At 42.5% G+C, this 18,684-nt stretch carries 18 protein-coding genes; 6 read left to right on the plus strand and 12 right to left on the minus strand.

From position 1 onward, the window contains the following. Positions 1-28: 28 nt before the first annotated feature. On the minus strand, positions 29-529 hold the full coding sequence (locus GT575_RS08920; protein WP_015533927.1) for an NUDIX hydrolase: 501 nt from the start codon (positions 527-529) through the stop codon (positions 29-31). Positions 530-720: 191 nt separating this feature from the next. Here GT575_RS08920 and GT575_RS08925 point away from each other — a divergent pair, with 191 nt between their 5' ends. The 3 genes from GT575_RS08925 (at position 721) to typA (ending at position 4,508) form a co-directional block, all read left to right on the plus strand. Continuing rightward, complete coding sequence (locus GT575_RS08925; protein ID WP_161171891.1) at positions 721-1,524, plus strand: class I SAM-dependent DNA methyltransferase; 804 nt, start codon at positions 721-723, stop codon at positions 1,522-1,524. A 142-nt stretch (positions 1,525-1,666) separates the two neighbouring features. Then, positions 1,667-2,551: an Hsp33 family molecular chaperone HslO gene (gene hslO, locus GT575_RS08930; RefSeq protein WP_161171892.1), complete on the plus strand. Its 885-nt coding sequence runs from the start codon at positions 1,667-1,669 to the stop codon at positions 2,549-2,551. A gap of 130 nt (positions 2,552-2,681) precedes the next feature. Beyond that, positions 2,682-4,508 carry a translational GTPase TypA gene (gene typA / locus GT575_RS08935; protein ID WP_022215896.1) on the plus strand — a complete coding sequence of 609 codons (1,827 nt, stop codon included), beginning with the start codon at positions 2,682-2,684 and terminating at the stop codon, positions 4,506-4,508. Between the two features lie 243 nt (positions 4,509-4,751). Here the strand turns inward: typA and GT575_RS08940 are convergent, their stop codons facing one another. The 3 genes from GT575_RS08940 to GT575_RS08950 form a co-directional block, all read right to left on the minus strand. Then, on the minus strand, positions 4,752-6,128 hold the full coding sequence (locus GT575_RS08940; RefSeq protein WP_161171893.1) for an ABC transporter permease: 1,377 nt from the start codon (positions 6,126-6,128) through the stop codon (positions 4,752-4,754). A gap of 41 nt (positions 6,129-6,169) precedes the next feature. Continuing rightward, positions 6,170-6,514: a hypothetical protein gene (locus tag GT575_RS08945; RefSeq protein WP_156327911.1), complete on the minus strand. Its 345-nt coding sequence runs from the start codon at positions 6,512-6,514 to the stop codon at positions 6,170-6,172. Positions 6,515-6,722: 208 nt separating this feature from the next. Then, a complete protein-coding gene (locus GT575_RS08950; RefSeq protein ID WP_022215893.1) occupies positions 6,723-7,082 on the minus strand; it encodes a helix-turn-helix transcriptional regulator in 360 nt (119 codons plus the stop codon). Positions 7,083-7,303: 221 nt separating this feature from the next. On the opposite strand from GT575_RS08950, the gene GT575_RS08955 reads away from it, so the two are divergent. Genes GT575_RS08955 through GT575_RS08965 form a run of 3 tightly spaced genes read left to right on the plus strand, consistent with a single transcriptional unit; the run spans position 7,304 to position 9,860 of the window. After that, positions 7,304-7,978 (plus strand): response regulator transcription factor, encoded by a 675-nt coding sequence (locus GT575_RS08955; protein WP_022215892.1) that lies wholly within the window; start codon positions 7,304-7,306, stop codon positions 7,976-7,978. Beyond that, positions 7,966-9,288 (plus strand): HAMP domain-containing sensor histidine kinase, encoded by a 1,323-nt coding sequence (locus GT575_RS08960; protein ID WP_117875051.1) that lies wholly within the window; start codon positions 7,966-7,968, stop codon positions 9,286-9,288. The genes GT575_RS08955 and GT575_RS08960 overlap by 13 nt, the downstream gene beginning before the upstream one ends. Positions 9,289-9,344: 56 nt before the next feature. Then, positions 9,345-9,860 (plus strand): immunoglobulin-like domain-containing protein, encoded by a 516-nt coding sequence (locus tag GT575_RS08965; RefSeq protein WP_161171894.1) that lies wholly within the window; start codon positions 9,345-9,347, stop codon positions 9,858-9,860. Between the two features lie 142 nt (positions 9,861-10,002). Here GT575_RS08965 and GT575_RS08970 read toward each other — a convergent pair whose 3' ends face one another. From GT575_RS08970 to lepB, 8 genes are all read right to left on the minus strand, one after another. Continuing rightward, positions 10,003-10,887 (minus strand): hypothetical protein, encoded by an 885-nt coding sequence (locus tag GT575_RS08970; protein WP_161171895.1) that lies wholly within the window; start codon positions 10,885-10,887, stop codon positions 10,003-10,005. 123 nt (positions 10,888-11,010) lie between these two features. Then, positions 11,011-11,226: a hypothetical protein gene (locus tag GT575_RS08975; RefSeq protein WP_015533935.1), complete on the minus strand. Its 216-nt coding sequence runs from the start codon at positions 11,224-11,226 to the stop codon at positions 11,011-11,013. Between the two features lie 150 nt (positions 11,227-11,376). Then, entirely contained in the window at positions 11,377-13,128 is a 1,752-nt protein-coding gene (aspS, locus tag GT575_RS08980) for an aspartate--tRNA ligase (RefSeq protein ID WP_161171896.1), read from the minus strand. 561 nt (positions 13,129-13,689) lie between these two features. Continuing rightward, a complete protein-coding gene (locus GT575_RS08985; protein WP_015533938.1) occupies positions 13,690-14,052 on the minus strand; it encodes a YccF domain-containing protein in 363 nt (120 codons plus the stop codon). A gap of 89 nt (positions 14,053-14,141) precedes the next feature. Next, complete coding sequence (locus tag GT575_RS08990; protein WP_161171897.1) at positions 14,142-15,110, minus strand: tRNA dihydrouridine synthase; 969 nt, start codon at positions 15,108-15,110, stop codon at positions 14,142-14,144. A gap of 126 nt (positions 15,111-15,236) precedes the next feature. Next, the gene (locus GT575_RS08995; RefSeq protein ID WP_055280491.1) at positions 15,237-16,658 is read right to left on the minus strand and encodes a sodium-dependent transporter; all 1,422 of its coding nucleotides are present in this window, start codon (positions 16,656-16,658) and stop codon (positions 15,237-15,239) included. Between the two features lie 23 nt (positions 16,659-16,681). Next, on the minus strand, positions 16,682-17,533 hold the full coding sequence (locus GT575_RS09000) for a PHP-associated domain-containing protein (protein WP_161171898.1): 852 nt from the start codon (positions 17,531-17,533) through the stop codon (positions 16,682-16,684). Positions 17,534-17,571: 38 nt separating this feature from the next. Then, positions 17,572-18,612, minus strand: a complete 1,041-nt coding sequence (lepB, locus tag GT575_RS09005) for a signal peptidase I (protein WP_015533941.1) — start codon at positions 18,610-18,612, stop codon at positions 17,572-17,574. Positions 18,613-18,684: the final 72 nt, after the last annotated feature.

Genomic DNA, 18,684 nt, shown 5'->3' on the forward strand with positions numbered 1-18,684 from the left:
AACTGTTTTTTGGTATAAGCAGCCCGGCTTATTCAAACACTTTCTTGATACTGTCATAATGAAGGAAGATTCCCTGCTCTGCATATTCCTTTATCTCATCCAGAGTTGCCAGCTTAAAACCATCAGTCTCCGCCTCCTGAGGCCTGATATCTATTTCCGAAAAATCTCCAGTAAACTTATAGACATCCACAAAGTAGTTGTCCTTCTCATCCGGGTTATCTCTCCTATATGTAAACTGCAAGCCTCCATCGAAATCACTTACGTCTATGCCTGTCTCCTCTATTACCTCTCGTCTGACAGCCTCTATGGATGACTCTCCTGCCTGCACTCCGCCGCCGGATACCTCCCACCAGCCTGCTGCCCACGCCTTTGTCATGACACGCTTGGTTATCAGATACTTTCCCTCTCTGTTCTGGAGCACACCGAGCACTGTGAGGTGATAATCCCCCGGTTTCATATTCCAGTCATTTCTCTTCATCGTGCGCCCTGTAGGCTGCTTGTTTACATCGTAAATATCCCAGTATTCCATCTCTGCTTGTCCTCTTTCTGATTTTTATATTTGTTCTGCCCAGTAACATAATAAATGCTATTTTAAGTTTCTTCAACAATCATTCGAATTTTATGCATAATTATTTATTGCAGTTTACTATAAAACTTAAGCTGTGGTACAATTCAAACTGTTATCAAGAGATTTGACCAGCGCAGGCTGAAGGAGGAAGCATGAACGCTTATGAGGTATTCGCCAGTGTCTATGATGAACTGATGGACAACATTCCATATGATGACTGGTGCACATATATAATAGAAGTTTTGAGAAAATACGGAGTGGACGAAGGGCTCATATGTGAGCTTGGATGTGGCACCGGAGAGATAACGGAAAGGCTGGCGGACGCAGGATATGACATGATCGGTATCGACAATTCATATGAGATGCTTGAGGTGGCAAATGAGAAAAAGCTGGATACAGGACATGAATCCATCTTATATCTCATGCAGGACATGAGTGAGTTTGAACTCTTCGGCACGGTGAATGCCATCGTGTGCGTGTGCGACAGCATCAACTATCTTACGGAGCTTGCCGACATAACCCACGTATTCAGGCTGGCAAATAACTATCTCGAATCAAAGGGCATATTTATCTGCGACTTCAAGACTCGCCACTATTTCAAGGATGTGGTTGCCGACAGCACCATAGCCGAGGACAGGGACGACGTGAGCTTTATCTGGGATAACTACTACGATACGGAAACCGATATAAATGAGCTGGCTCTCAGCCTGTTTCTCCCAGAATACCCAGAATCAGGCATTGAACCGGATGATGAGTGTCCTCTATACAGGAAGTATCAGGAATTCCATTATCAGCGAGGCCTGACCCTTGATGACATGAGGAAATGCGTTGCTGACTCAGGCATGGAGCTCGTCGCCATGTACGATGCATTTACATGGCAGCCAGCCACAGATTCCAGTGAAAGGGTATACGTGGTTGCAAGGGAGACACACCAGGATAACAAACACTATGAATAGGCTTGTCTTATCATCATTCATAATATAAAATGGTGAAGATTGTCCAATATATCATTATTATAATGCGATTATATATAGAGATAACCGGACAGATTTCAAAATGTAACAAAACTAATCAACATAGAATAGCGAGGTATACAACATGAGCGATCATATAATAAGAGGTATGGCAGCGAACAATCAGGTAAGATTCTTCGCCGGTACAACAAGAGATATCGTGGAAACCGCAAGGTCTATCCACAACACAAGTCCGGTGGCTACGGCAGCTCTGGGAAGACTTCTGACCGCAGGAGCACTTATGGGGGCACAGTGTAAGAATGAGTCAGATGTACTCACACTGCAGATCCAGTGCAACGGACCGATCGGAGGACTTACCGTAACTGCAGACGCACATTCAAGAGTCAAGGGATATGTCAACAATCCAAACGTTATCCTTCACGCAAATGACAAGGGTAAGCTGGATGTTGCCAAGGCACTTGATCTTGGTGTACTTTCAGTTATCAAGGATATCGGTCTCAAGGAGCCTTATGTCGGTCAGACACAGCTCGTGTCCGGTGAGATCGCCGAAGATCTTACTTATTACTTTGCGACATCTGAGCAGATCCCTACATCAGTTGCTCTCGGCGTCCTCATGGAAAAAGATAACACAGTAAAGCAGGCGGGCGGATTCATCATCCAGCTCATGCCATTTGCATCGGACGAACTCATAGACGTTCTTGAGAAGAGACTTAACGAGTTCTCTTCTATCACCAGTCTCCTCGATGCGGGCAAGACTCCTCTTGACATCATCAAGGATGTATTTGAAGGATATGACGTTGTAGTGACCGATGAGTTGCCTACCGAGTGGCACTGCAACTGTAGCAAGAAGAGATACTACAATGCGGTACTCAGCCTTGGCAAAAAAGAGATCGCAAGTCTTCTTGAAGAGGGTGAGCCTATAGAGGTCAACTGCCAGTTCTGCAACTCTCATTACAAGTTCTCACCTGACGAACTCAAAGAGATGCTGCTCAAAGCGGCTGCAAAATAATCATTTTTCCGCCATTTGCCCTCATTTTTACAACATTTTTGTACATTATAATTATTGCATTGGTTTTTTCACTATGCTAGAATGTTAACCGTTGTAAAGTAGACTAAATTTGAAAGAAAGAGTGAAAATTATGAAGATAACAAGAGATGATATCAGAAATGTGGCTATCATCGCCCACGTTGACCACGGTAAAACAACACTTGTAGACGAGCTCTTAAAGCAGAGCGGTGTGTTCCGTGACAATCAGGAGGTCGCTGAGCGTGTCATGGATTCCAACGATATCGAGCGTGAAAGAGGAATCACTATCCTCTCCAAGAATACTGCCGTAACATATGGAAGCACCAAGATCAACATCATTGATACTCCGGGTCATGCAGACTTCGGCGGTGAGGTTGAGCGAGTTCTTAAGATGGTAAACGGAGTAATCCTCGTTGTTGATGCATTTGAGGGTCCTATGCCACAGACCAAGTTCGTTCTGAAGAAGGCTCTTGAGCTTAATCTTGCAGTTATCGTATGTGTAAATAAATGTGATCGTCCTGAGGCACGTCCTGACGAGGTAGTTGACGAAGTTCTTGAGCTCCTCATCGAGCTCGATGCAAATGAGGATCAGCTTGACTGCCCATTTGTATTTGCTTCTGCCAAGTCCGGTTATGCAACACTTGACTCATCCGAGCCAGGCACAGACATGAAGCCTCTGTTCGACACTATAATTGATTACATTCCTGCTCCTACAGGCGATCCTGAGGCAGGTGTACAGATGCTTGTCAGCACAATCGACTACAACGAGTACGTTGGACGTATCGGTGTCGGCAAGGTCGACAATGGTGTCCTCAAGGTAAATGAGGATCTTGTCATAGTAAATGAGCATGACCCGGACAAGCTCGAGAGGGTTCGTATCGGAAAGCTTTTCGAGTATGAGGGTCTTAACAAGATAGAGGTTAAGGAAGCACAGATAGGTTCTATCGTTGCTGTTTCAGGCATCGCAGATGTACAGATAGGTGATACTCTCTGCTCCCCTGAGAATCCTGACCCAATTCCTTTCCAGAAGATTTCTGAGCCAACCATCGCCATGACATTCATGGTAAATGACTCTCCTCTCGCAGGCAAGGAAGGTAAGTTCGTAACATCAAGACATCTTCGTGAGAGACTTTTCAGAGAGCTGAACACAGATGTCAGCCTCCGAGTTGAGGAGACTGACACAACTGAGGCTTTCAAGGTTTCAGGCCGTGGTGAGCTTCACCTGTCAGTCCTCATCGAGAACATGAGACGTGAAGGTTATGAATTTGCAGTAAGTAAGGCTGAGGTTATCTACAAGGAAGATGAGCTCGGACATAAGCTTGAGCCATTTGAGATCGCTTATATAGATGTTCCTGACGAATTTGCAGGTACTATCATCAACATGCTGAACCAGAGAAAGGGTGAGCTTCAGGGAATGGCTCCTACAGGAAATGGAACCACAAGACTTGAGTTCTCTGTTCCATCCCGTGGACTTATCGGATTCCGTGGTGACTTCATGACAGCTACCAAGGGTACAGGTATCATCAACACAACATTTGACGAGTATCTTCCATACAAGGGTGACATGAGCTACCGTTCAAAGGGATCACTCATCGCATTCGAGTCAGGTACTTCGATCACATATGGTCTTTTCAACGCACAGGAGCGTGGAACACTGTTCATCGGACCTGGTGAGCAGGTTTACGCCGGTATGGTTGTAGGTGAGAATCCTCGTGCTGAAGACATGGAGGTCAATGTCTGCAAGAAGAAGCAGCTTACCAACACACGTTCTTCAGGATCAGATGATGCTCTCAAGCTTTCACCTCCAAAGGTGATGAGTCTTGAGCAGGCTCTTGACTTCATCGACACTGATGAGCTTCTGGAGATCACACCAAAGTCATTCAGAATCCGTAAGAAGATTCTTGACCATACTCTTCGTTACAGAGCCAACAGGAAATAAGGACGGACGAAAAGTCCTTTGAGATAGTGAAGCCCGTACACTGTAAGGATGTGGATCCATCACGGGATATACAACAAAAGCAGAGACAGTTCACACATTCTTTGTGTTTTGTGTGAGTTGTCTCTGCTTTTTTTGTGCGTAAAACTGTATCTTTTTTGCTTATTTTCCTCTGAATGATTCAACTTTTCTGTTTTTTGTATCTTTCTGGCTTTTTCTTTATGTTTGCGATAATTTTGTGACCTTTTACCTCCTTGTCACGGCGTCTATTGGTCTTAGTTTTGAGGCCCATCTTGCTGGGAAATAGCCTGCTGCCACTCCGAGGATCACGGAGCCGATGACTCCGGCCAGTGCAAGCCACCATGGGATCATGGCTATCTGGGTTTCTTTTGCAAGGTTGAACATGGAGACGGCGGCTTTATTCACCACTATTCTCACTCCGTAGGAGGATAATACTCCGAGGACGCCTCCGACAAGTCCTATCACTGCGGCCTCCATGAGGAACAGAAGTCTGAGCTCGTCTATGTCGCAGCCGAGGACCTTCAATATACCGATCTCGTTTACCCGGTCGAATACAGAGGTCGTCATGGTGTTGCTTATTCCTATGACAGCCACAATAAGTGCTATCATTCCGATTCCGCTGAGAAGAAGCTGTATCATCTTGAGGTACTTCTGTATCGTGTCCAGATATTCCTTGGAATTCTCTGTCTGATACCCCATGTCCTGAAGCTTTTTTACCATCGCATCGACGTTATTTATATCATCTACGATCACCACCGCTGATGTGTAGACAAATTCACGGTAGCTGTTACCATTGCCATCCACCGGCTGACCGTAAAGCTTGCCATCGGCGCTGACCTTTCTGAGCAGGCTTTTCAGTGAATCCATATCACAGTATATCGTCTGAGACTTCTCGCTGTAGCTGTCAGAGATGTCCAGCGATTCGTCAGACTCTTCATCCTGAACTGCACTGTCATAAGAAGTGTCAGCAGAAGCATTGTCAGAGCTGTTATCCGTATCTCCATCAGATAAAACCCCGGCGAGTTTCAGTTTGAATATCCTGTCACTTTCACCGCTCCATCCGACGGTCGTGTCAAATCTCTTTCCGACAAGGGATGCAATACTCTTCTTCTCTCTCTTCTCGTAACTGTCAAATGTCTTTTGATTGAAGAACATTTTGCCCACACTGCCGCCCGAGATCAGTTCAGATGTCCCATGTGAAGAATTGCTGTTTTCCCCATAGGCCAGACTCCAGCCATCAAGCTCATTTCCCGGCACACCCACAAGATTGCCAAAGTATTCATACTCCCCATACTTCATACTCACAGGCACCTCATACAGAGGATAACAACCATCCACATTTGCAAGATCTGTCAATGTAGATATCGTTCTGTCCGTTATCATTCGATCCTTATGCTTACTTCCGGTCTCACTGTATATCGTTATCTGGTTGACACTTCCACTTGCAACCGCAGAATCTATCATCTCGTTCTTGACTCCGATTCCCACAGCCAGAAGTGCTACAACCGATATAACACCTATCATCACGCCGAGAACGGTGAGAAATGTTCTGATCTTTCTTCTCTTCATATTCATAAGACACAAATGCCATATCCACCCCATACAATCTATCTCCTTATAAACTCTCTCCCCGTGACCGGAATCTAAAATTCATCAAGAATCTCCTTTTTTCTCCTGTGCTTTCTTATCGCACATATACAGAACAGAGCTATCACTATAACCACAGCAATTACACCATATAACACCTTTTTATCACTGCTTTTTGTGCTGTCCTTTATCTTCTCTACATTGTCATACACCGGAGATTCCACAGTCGCCTTGAAATTCCCCTCAATCGTCGTCTCATTCCCCTCTTTGTCCTCATATGTAACTATCACCTTTGACATATCACCGCTCGCAGCAGTCGTCGCCACGGCATTCGTGAGGATATCTATGCTTCCGCTCTTTCCAGACTCTATATTGCCTATATACGTCTCAATCTCCTCCATACTTCCCAACAAGCAATTTTCAACCGACGCACCGCAGGACGGGAGGGCGAAAATACGGAAAAGGGTACTCTTTTCCTATGCTTGCTAAGAAAGTTTTTTCCTCACTTATCACTACAACGGAACTCCCAGTATGCCAAAAAGCGCAAAAGAAAAACGCCGCAATTCTGCGGCGCTTCATTCACTTTATGCAGACAAAAACGAGGGAACTTTATTCCCCCGTCCTGTCATTGTTGGCTTCCTCTATGCCTTTTGCAGTAGCAGACATGATTTTTAAGTCTGTTTCGCTCATTGTGTCAAGCATGGTATCGAGCTGACGGCGGCGTGTGGACTTCTCTTGTTCCCGTTCCGGGAAAAAGAACTGGTCTACTGATACGTCAAGCAGGGTTACAAGCTCATATAAAATCTGTAAACTTGGGTGCTGCCCGCTGTTTTCAATGGACGCGATATACCGGGGCGCAATATTCAGTGTGTCGGCTAACTGATTGCGTGATATTCCCTTTGCTTTTCTTGCTGCTTTAATGGCTTGCCCGAAAGCCTTAAAATCATACTTCACTTTATCCTGCTTCATATTTTTCACCCTATTACATTTTACTGTTCCTCTTTTCTTTGAGATATGATTACACATATCATAGTATTGATGGTAATAGAGCATAAAACATGCAGAGTAAGGTTGCTACAACTCATATTGCCATATATAATATCTAATGACATCGAAAATTAAAGAAATTGATTAGAAATAGATTTTTGTTTGATAATCTTAAATCAGATATTCACAATGGAGGCATATTTATGGCGCAGAGTATTTTAATTGTAGACGATGAAAAAGAAATTGTATCAATGCTGTATTGCTATTTCAGCAAACTTGGATATACGGTATATACTGCAACAGCAGGAAATGCTGCATTAAAAGAAGTAGAAAAAAAACCTGACATTATTTTGTTAGACGTTAATATGCCAGATATTGATGGATTTACTGTTTGTGAAAGAATACGGGATTATGTTTCATGCCCTATAATTTTTTTAACAGCACGCATTGAAGATAGTGATAAAATAAAAGGATTTTCTATTGGCGCAGACGACTATGTAATAAAACCATTTTCTGTTGATGAATTAGAAGCTCGCATTGCAGCACATCTTCGCAGAGAAAAAAGACACAATACATCTTCAAAGGTGCAATTTGATGAAGATATGGTTATAGATTATTCCTCACGTATTGTGTTTTATCATAATAAGGATATGGCTTTTACCAAAAAGGAATTTGATATAATATCTTTCCTTTCACAAAACAAAGGAATTGTTTTTGACCGGGAAACTATTTATGAAAAAGTTTGGGGATTAGACGGCATTGGTGATAATACAGTTGTTACAGAACATATCAGACGTATTAGGGCAAAATTTTTATCTTTAGGCGATAGACCTTACATTGAAACTGTTTGGGGGTGCGGATATAAATGGAAAAATTAAAGAGAAGCAGATGGTTCAATCGGTTAAATAGCATGAGTATTAGGATGTCCTTTGTTCTTTATGCTTTGTTTTCATTGTTGATTGGAATAATTATTTGTATACTTTTAATTTCAATGGTTGACAAATACAGAATAAATTTGAACTATAAGTATGAAAATATGTCAACAAGGTATGATATACCGGAAAATGGTTCATTTACCGCCGCTTATAGTAATGACCAAACAAAATACACAATATTTGATACGAAAGGAAACGAGATATGCAAGTTCAATGTTGATTATCAAAAAGAACGCCCAGTACACGAATATGTCTATCCGAACCATGTTTCATATATCGAAGTTTCACCTAATTTTACAAACCGGGATAGGCTTATTGACAGTGTTTTAGGTTCATTAAATGTTGCAATTATTCCTATCGTATTATCTATTAATATGATATGTTGTGTAACATTTTTTTATAAAAAAAAAATATCGAAACCTATTAAGCTATTAACTAATGCGTATCATAAAATTGAAGCAAATGACTTAGATTTTACGTTATCATATCCATTAAATGATGAAATGGGAAAACTCTGTCATGCCTTTGAAAAAATGAAAGACTGTTTGGCGAAAAATAATGAAACTATGTTTCGACAATTTGCTGAACAGCGCCGTCTAAACGCTGCTTTTTCACATGACTTACGCACTCCTTTGACTTTACTAAAGGGTCATGCTACTATGCTGCTTTCCTTTATTCCCAAAGGCTTAGTATCACAAGAAGAAATATTAGATGAAATATCAGTAATGTCAAAAAATGTTTCACGTCTTGAAAAATATGTAAATGCTATGACGAACTTATATAGGTTAGAGGATATTGATATTCCACGGCAACAGATTACATTTCATGCACTTATTGATAATTTTAATAACACAGCAGAAGCACTTTGTTATGACAAACATTTTTCAATTACTACAAGCGGTGATAATATAACCTTGTTTATCAATTTAAATACAGTCATGCAGATTTATGAAAATTTACTCTCTAATAGTATTAGATACGCAAAAAGTGATATTGCTATTAGCGCAGTAATAGAGAATAATAATTTAGTTATATCTGTTTCAGATGATGGTTGCGGGTTTAAAAATATTGATATTGAAAAAGCGACATTACCATTTTATAAATCATCGAAAGATATATCTACTGAACATTTGGGATTAGGGCTGAATATTAGTAAGATTTTAAGTGAAAGACATGGCGGAAATATCCAAATTGCTAATAATGAAGCAGGGGGAGCATGTGTTACAGTAAAAATAAATTGCAATGAAAGTTGATTGAAAATAGACATTTTATTGCTATTATAAATTTAAAAGAAAGGAGATAAGGACAAATGAAAAAAATAATATGTATGTTTCTAAACTTATCGTTATTGGTGTGTATTGTTGGGTGCAGTCAAGCAAAGGACAGTGATAACCATGTAGTACAAGATTATTCCGAAGAATATGAGGTTTCTCCTTATGGAAGTGAAGAAGCACTTGACACTTTGGGTGATTTGAAGATTTCAATGAGTACAGAAAAGGATTTAGATTTGAAGCACCTTTCATTTCTAATAGAAAATACTTCTGATAAAGAATACCGATATTCACCAAATTATTTTGAAATAGAAGCTGAACAATCCGGCACTTGGTATCAACTTAAACAGCTTGATGCCCCCTCAAAGAGCAATGAAAAGGATTGTTTTATTAAGCCTAACGAACGATTAACATTAGAAATTGATGTTAAAAGTTTTTATGGAGAATTGCCTGCTGGACACTATCGTTTGATTAAACAATTTGCGTTCTTTGAAAGTGAAAGAGATTGGGATTACGATACATATAATTTATCTTGCGAATTTACGATAAGGTAAAAATTCTCTACTTCATAAGCATGAAATAAAAAAACGCTTATGAAGTAGAAAGTTCGACTCAGAACTTTTGAAAAGATAGCCAAAAATTACTTTGTGATTTCAGAATAAACATCATGGACTTTTCACACATGTTTTCTTTTTTCTACATCCCTTCGTTTATGATAACACTCTTTATACCTGAGACACTGTTAAGTGCGTTCAGTATACCCGTTACCGCCATGTTGCTATTTTCTTCTGATACACCGCCAAGGTCAAGGTATATCATTATCTGGTCTTCACCCTTATATATATCAATATACCCCATATAGTTTTCTTCATCACCATTTTGTGAAGAATAATCCGCCATCACCTGCTGGATCTCATCTACCTTCTCATCTGTGACACCGCCATCAATATGCACACTATACAAAAAGCTCTCTCCGTCAAATCCTGCAACATGTGCCTCGTAGTTCAGGTCAAGCTGATCTATCCCAAATATACTGTCAAAGTCGAATTCTCCGTCTTCTCCAAATCCATATTCTCCACAATTTTCTGCCATAGCATCATCCATATTATCTGTCATTTCACTATTCCCCTCTATCTCATTCTCTTTCTCTGCAACCTCCGTCTCATCCTGTTCTTCCGCTGCAGCATCCTCAGGACTTCTCTCAAACCTCGCATATCCGCTGTCATATTTCAGATAAATGACATTCTTCTCAGTTGTGCTGATATATATGTCCTGTCCAGCTTCAAGATCCACGCCTGCTGCCGCAAAATTCTCTGCAGGATAGTCTTTGCTGTCGACCTTTTTTATCGTTCCCGCGATCTCGTATCCTTCCGGCAATTTCTCATCTCTTCCGGTTGCATTGTAATAATAGATATACCCATCATACATAACCTGTGGCTGCTCTATCATTCCGCTTTCCACACCGGTCGAGGTCTCCACGCCATTTGTTCCTGAAACATTTCCCTCAGAACTACCGCAGGCAGTACATGCCATAATCGAAAGCGCCGCAGCACATATAAATATTTCTTTTCGTATCCCCATACAATTTTCCCCTTTTTAATACTTATTTATGGATGTTATTGTAAACCAGCTAACTGTATGTCCATATTAACATGGCTTTCCCAGCTCTGCAACATACATATTATTAAAGTTGTCACCATATGCTCACTTCCGTCCATCCATATCCTCATCCCGGACATATCTCGCATTGAACTCCATATTGATCTCACGGAGCTCCTTCTTCCCATCAATATAATCCTGGTACATCTCTGTGATACCGCACATGCATCCATCGCAGTAAGCATCTATATTTCCCAGAGAATCGGCAACTATCTGCTCTCGTTCTTCCCTAGTTGTGTCCTTTATAAGAAAACCTGCCATCGTCAAAAGCCTCCTCTTACAATTCTCATAAAAACAATTAAAACCGTTTTTATACACAAGTACATGTCAAAAAAACAGGCACTTGTAGTTCTTGATACATAAGATATGAAACATATCCATATCTCGAACTACAAGTGCCGTCCGGCCTTTTTACTGTCTGACCTTAATGTGAACCTCACGGAGCTGCTGCTCTGTAACCTCTCCAGGTGCTCCACACATAAGATCCTGTGCATTTCCATTCATTGGGAATGGGATGATCTCTCTGATATTATCCTCGTTTCTGAGAAGCATGATCATTCTGTCCACACCAGGAGCCATACCTGCATGAGGTGGTGCTCCGAACTGGAATGCATTGTAGAGTGCTCCGAACTTCTCCTTCAGATCATCCTCTGTGTATCCTGCGATCTCAAATGCCTTAACCATGATCTTCATGTCGTGGTTTCTTACGGCACCTGATGAAAGCTCGATACCGTTGCAGACGATATCGTACTGGTAAGCCAGGATATCAAGTGGATCCTTCTCATTTAACGCCTCAAGTCCGCCCTGTGGCATTGAGAACGGATTGTGAGTGAAGATGATCTTCTTGCTCTCCTTGTCGTACTCGTACATTGGGAAGTCATTTATATAGCAGAAACGGAATGCGTTCTTCTCGTTGAGATCAAGTCTGTTACCAAGCTCAACTCTGATCTGTCCTGCAAATGACGCTGCAAGCTCCTCCACGTCTGCGATGAAGAAAATAGTATCTCCAGGCTGAAGGCCTGCAAGCTCTGCGATCTCACCCTTCATATCATCAGGAATGAACTTGTCGATAGGTCCCTTGTATGACATATCCTCAAGTATCTCCAGATATCCAAGGCCGCCCATGCCGATGCTCTGTGCAAACTTGAGCATCTTCTCATGCTGTCCCTTTGAAAGCTTCTTGTGTACATTGATGGCACGTACCGTCTTGCCGTGGAATGGCTTGAATGTACATCTCTGGAAGAAATCTGTAAGATCTATTATTCTAAGTGGGTTTCTGAGGTCAGGCTTATCCGTACCGAACTCAAGCATAGCCTGCTTGTAGCTGATGATCGGATATGGAGCCTGTGTAACAACTGCGCCCTCAGGTGCAAACTTCTCAAATGTTGCTGAGAGGACTTCCTCTCCAACCTTGAATACATCCTCCTGTGTTGCAAAGCTCATCTCAAAGTCAAGCTGGTAGAACTCACCAGGTGAACGATCTGCTCTCGCATCCTCATCTCTGAAACAAGGAGCAATCTGGAAGTACTTGTCAAATCCTGATACCATGAGGAGCTGCTTGTACTGCTGTGGTGCCTGTGGAAGTGCATAGAACTTGCCCTTGAACTTTCTTGATGGCACGATGTAATCTCTTGCACCCTCAGGTGATGATGCGCAGAGGATAGGTGTCTGGATCTCAAGGAATCCCATCTCAGTCATCTTCTGACGAAGGTAGCTGATGACCTGGCTTCTGAAAATCATGTTGTCCTTAACCTTCTTGTTTCTGAGGTCAAGATATCTGTACTTGAGTCTCACATCCTCACGTGTCTCCTTGGATGTCTGGATCTCAAATGGAATCTGCTTATATACCTTGCCAAGTATCTCTACAGTCTTTGCCTCAAGCTCAATAGTACCTGTAGGGATCTTAGGATTGTATGTCTCCTCATCTCTGTGCTCAACGATACCCTCGATTGATACACAATCCTCCTTTGTTATTCCGTCAAGCAGTGATGTGTCTCTCATTACTACCTGGAGCACGCCATACATATCACGAAGATCGATAAATGATACTCCACCGTGGTCACGGATATTCTCTACCCATCCGGCAACCTTAAGTGTCTTTCCCACATCGCCCTCAGTGATCTCGTTCATTGTTCTGTTACGATAAATATTCTCGATTGTCATCTGTTCTCTCCTTTTCTTTACTATTTGCCTGTGGCTTTATGTCCACTTTGGCTTTTTCAGGATTACGCACTGGCTGTTATTTCTCTTGCAAATAGAAAAAGCTTATGTTCATCCTGAATCAGATGCACATATACATATGCAAATATTCAGGACGAACATAAGCTCTCTCAAACTACCTGTCGGTTACTTGTCTGCTTTAATGTCCGCGGTACCACCTGATTTACCGTTACACGATCTTCGTATATTCAAAGCATCGCGTCCCAGTCCCTCTCAGTCACCTTGCTCATGACCTCTCTGCGTATCGTGCAGCTACGGCTCCCCTACTCGACATAAAACACGTATCCCGCTATGGGCTATATCTTTCAGCTTGCGGCTGGTAAAGTGTTATTCACATATATTCACTCCGCCGGACTCCCACCACCACCGGCTCTCTGTGGGCGATAATCTATGCTACTTCTCTTCGTCATTGCCTTATATATGGCGTCAGCACATATCTGACGCCACATTATTATATTCTAGTGATTCAAGTTCTGTCAACTATATTTATGTATATTTCCACCATCATCCCACAATCTCTGCACCAAACGGCATGAGCGACAGTTTGGCGATCTTAAAGAACTGAAGCCCAAATGGAATTCCGACTATCGTTATGCAAAGCAGCAGCCCCAGGCAGGCATTCTCTACCGCCATAGGTATTCCGCAGCAGAGCAGCCATATGATATTCGCGATCAGCGAGCCAGCCCCGCCTCCATACACTATCTCTTTTCCAAATGGAAAGAATGCAAGTCCTGCAAACTTAAAGCACTGCATCCCAATCGGAATCCCTATTATCGTTATACAGCACAGCACCCCGCTTGCCACCCACGAAAGTCCGCTCAATATTCCGCCACATAAAAACCATATACAATTTCCAAGACATCCCATGATATCATCTCCTAATCATCAAAACACAACTAACATATAGTAATCCAAGCATACACTCATACAATACACCCCATCATACTAAATTCATTTCATCTGCACAGTGCAGCCAGCATCCTGACTGCCGCCTCATACTCACCATTATCTCTAGTCTTCCGGATCTTCTTAAGAGCCCTCTCAGCTCCCTCCACATCACAAAACAGCCTCGACCAGTAAGCCCACAGCTCCTTCATCTTGAACATCGTGTTGCCCCTGCCCACATCCGACTCACAGTAATTCCTGTAAAGTTCATCGTGAAATATGAAGAATCTGTTCCAGTCATATGTACTGTCGCCACACTCTTCTTTTATCCGCTCCGCCAGACAAGGATCAGCTATTATCCCCCTGCCTATCATAACCTTACTTATATCAGGAAAATCACCCGTGAACCTGTCATAATCCGCCACACTGTTTATATCTCCGTTGTAGCACACTGTGTCTGGTCTTCCATATGAAGCCACACCTTCGGCAAACACTTCCATGTTTGGCGTATTCTTGTAGAAATCCGTCTGTATTCTCGGATGTATGATCAGCTCACTTATCGGATACTTCTTATATATTTCTATGATATCCTCAAACTCCACAGAACTGTCTCTTCCTATTCTGGTCTTTATAGACACATCCATCACGTCGGCGGCAAATACTTCATATAAGAAGTTGTCAAGCCTCTCCGTATCGTATATCAAACCCGAGCCTTTATACTTCGTGACAACAGTTTTTGACGGACAGCCGAGATTGATATTCACCTCGTTATATCCAAGCTCCTTCAGGAACTTTGCGGCCTTCACAAATCCCTCGCCGCTGTTGGTCAGAAGCTGCGGCACCACATTTATCCCCTGATTGTTTTCCGGCAGCACATCCCTTAGTTCCCTGTTTCTGAGAGGACGTCCTTTCGCCGGGGCAATGAACGGCATAAAGTATTTGTCAACGCCGCCGAAATATTTGTGATGTGCATTTCTGTATATGTATCCTGTTATCCCCTCCATCGGGGCAAGATATATCAAATCATCCCTGTTGTTCATCCATCATTCTCCCATTAAATCCGTAAACCCGGTATAAATATCCTGCAATGACATTCCTTATGACAAAAATATAGAGGCCTTCATCACTCACATGACAAATGCCTCTACATTATAAACTATATTGTTCTATTTGAACAGATTTGTAACAAACTGTACAAAGTCAATTCCAAATGACTGGAGAAGCAGCAATGCAAGCAGTATTGGTGCCACAAACTTTACCATGACAATATAGAGCTTCTTTCTTCCAAACTTCTCGCCATTTCTTGTAACCTCGTCTATAACCGTCTTAGGCTTCACTACCCAGCCGATAAGTATACATGACAGGATAGCCACAAGCGGCATGAAGATGTTGTTACTCAGGTAATCCATCACATCGAGGATCTGGGCTGTAGCTCCATTTGGAAGCTTGAGCTCAAAGTACCATATGTTGTAACCGAAACATACGACCAACATTCCGACAACCGCATATACAGTTGTTATGACCGCACTCTTCTTTCTCGTGAGATGGAACTTATCCATAAGTCCTGACACTATCGCTTCCATGACCGATACTGAGGATGTAATCGCCGCAAATGTAACCATGATGAAGAACAGGGCTCCGATGACTGTTCCGACCTTACCCATGGCATTGAATACCTTTGGCAGAGATATGAACATAAGTCCAGGGCCCGCTGACATGCCTTCCGTTCCAGAGAACACATACACCGCAGGGACTATCATCAGACCAGCAAGGAAAGCCACTGCCGTGTCAAATATCTCTATCTGATTGATCGACTTCATAAGGTTAACATCCTTCTTAACATATGAGCCATACGCAACCATGATACCCATAGCGACACTTATCGAGAAGAAGAGCTGTCCCATGGCATCCATTACAACCATGAATATATCCCTGAATGTCATTCCCTTAAAATCAGGAATCAAATATACCTTCAGTCCATCAATTCCTGTTCTGATCGTACCATCATCACCGGTATGCTTGATCGTCAGCGAATAGATTGAAATTCCAATTATAAGAATTACCAATATCGGCATGAGCACCTTGCTAAACTTCTCTATTCCCTTTTCAACACCACAGAATACGACAACGCCTGTGGCCGTAAGGAATATAAGTGCAAATACTATAGGCGCAGTCTGGGCTGTTATAAAACCGGTGAAATAACCGTCACCAGTGGCAGCCTCTGTCTGACCTGTAAAATATGCTGTCATATACTTCAGGACCCATCCTCCGATAGTACAGTAATATGGAAGGATTATGACCGGTACGATCCATGCCAGACCGCCAAGCCATTTCCACTTCTTATGTATAAGACCATAAGCGGTGAGCGGTCCCTGCCGAGTCTTTCTTCCTATTGCAATATCTGTTGTGAGCAGTGTGAATCCAAATGTAAGTGCAAGTATTATATACACAAGTATAAACACGCCTCCGTTGTCCTTTGCCGCAAGATATGGAAACCTCCATATATTTCCAAGTCCTACCGCACTTCCCGCTGCTGCCATAACAAAGCCCAGCGTCCCCGTAAAATTACTTCTTTCCTTCTTATTCATAATCGCCCTTTCTGTTTTTGCTTTTATTTTTTGCTATCCAGTCCCCTGTCTGGACATTTACTTTTCCTTTTTGCCTTCAGCTTTGCCGATGCCGCAAAGTATGCGCGACATCTCGCAGGATAATTTCGGAATGCGCCATATATATTGTATAAATAAAATCCATACGTCAGGAATTTACCGGCAGGTCCTATCTTGTCCTTCAAGGTCTTCGGGTATCTCTTTCCGCCAACCTCGGGATGATTGCCGTCATTTATATAATTTATCAGATCATCCTCCGAATGTATATAATCCGGAAGATATGTACCTGCAAGTCCGACACAGTTCTCCTTATGGGCATCGCTTCCACCAAAAACAGGTATATCATAGTATGACGCAAGCCTTCTGGCCATCTTATTCCTCTTGGCTGATTCACAGCAATTATATCCCTCTATGAAGTCAAAATGCTGTGCATATAGTCTGTGCTCTATCACGCCAAGCCTTCTCGTGCTGCCAAAGCTCATGAACTTCTCGCCAAATGGATGAGCTGGGCCAAGTATACCGCCGCACTCGTGCACAAGCCATATCACCCTGATAAGCGCCATGCCCCTATGTTCAAACAGGTCGTACACCTCCTCAGGTGTATCTGATGGCAATACGATGAGGAAATGTCCATAGTCAAACGTATCATACTCGATACCTCTGAGCACAGAGAAATCCTTCACCTTATCTTTCTGCCTTAAGTACGCTTTGTATCCGGAATATGAATCATGGTCTGTGACCAGCATTCCGTGAAAACCACGCTGCTTTAACAGATCAATATAATCAAGAATCTTTACTTTGGCATCGGGTGATCCCTCAGCCGTATGACAATGCATGTCAAATCTTACTCTGTTCATGTGACCATCTCCTCTGATTATCCATCATGACATACAATCTAATACTCTGCTCCGTTTCCAAGCCATGTTATCTGTGAAAATGGGAAATACACAAATTCTGCTTTGGCAAGTATTTTGTCACGCTTCACATAGGTATTCTCCCAAAGTCTGGCATCCGCTGAGTTTGGTCTGTTGTCTCCCAGCATAAAGTAACAGTCCTCAGGAACCTGATACGGCCCAAACGATCTTACGTCAGTCCTTGCCTCATCACTCAGATAATCCTCCTTGAGCGGAGTATCACTTCCATTTATATATACCTTACCATCTATGATCTCCACGGTCTCACCCGGCAGTCCTATGATTCTCTTGATATATACCTGGGACTCATCGTCCGGCCACTTGAATATGGCTATATCGCCACGCTCAGGATCAGAGAACTTATATGTAAGCCTGCTTCCTATTATATTGTCTCCAAGCTGTATTGTCTCAAGCATGGAACCAGTAGGTACATTACAGTTTAATATCACAAATCGTCCCAGCAGAAATGCCAGTACGGCGGCCACAACTACTATCACTATACAATCAATCACATCCTGCTTATAATCACGTTTTATATCTCTGCGCCTTATCCTCATCTGATGCCAGACGACACCGCCATGCTCAGATTCACTCACGCCCTCATCCACAAAACCAAATTGTTCGTAGAATGGGATCATGTTCTCTTTACATGTGAGGACGACTCCGTCGAGTTTACATTTGACCGTCTCCTGAAGAACCTCATGCATTATCTTCGCCGCATATCCATTGTGCTGATAGTCCGGCAGAGTTGACACGCCGAATATCATAAGCCAGCGACCCTTCTTGTCGTAGAAGTCCTCGCCCGTATACATGGCATCGCTCAAATCCTTCTCATTAGTAGTAATGCCATTTATACCTGCTATTATTCGTCCGTCCTTCTTGAGCACCCAGAAGGTTTCTCTGTGTGCCTTCAGTCTTCGCTCTATAGACTCCCGGCTTGCTGCCTCAGCCTCAGGAAATGTCTCCTGCTCAAGCATCACAAGCTGGTCAAGATCTTTTTTACCTGGATTGTTTACCTTCATAAATATCCAAACACCTCTTTTCTAAGACACCTATTCTCCATTATCTCACATAACAGAACGGTGTCAAGAAAA

Source organism: Coprococcus sp. BIOML-A2 (assembly GCF_009875795.1).
Lineage (GTDB): Bacteria > Bacillota > Clostridia > Lachnospirales > Lachnospiraceae > Coprococcus > Coprococcus aceti.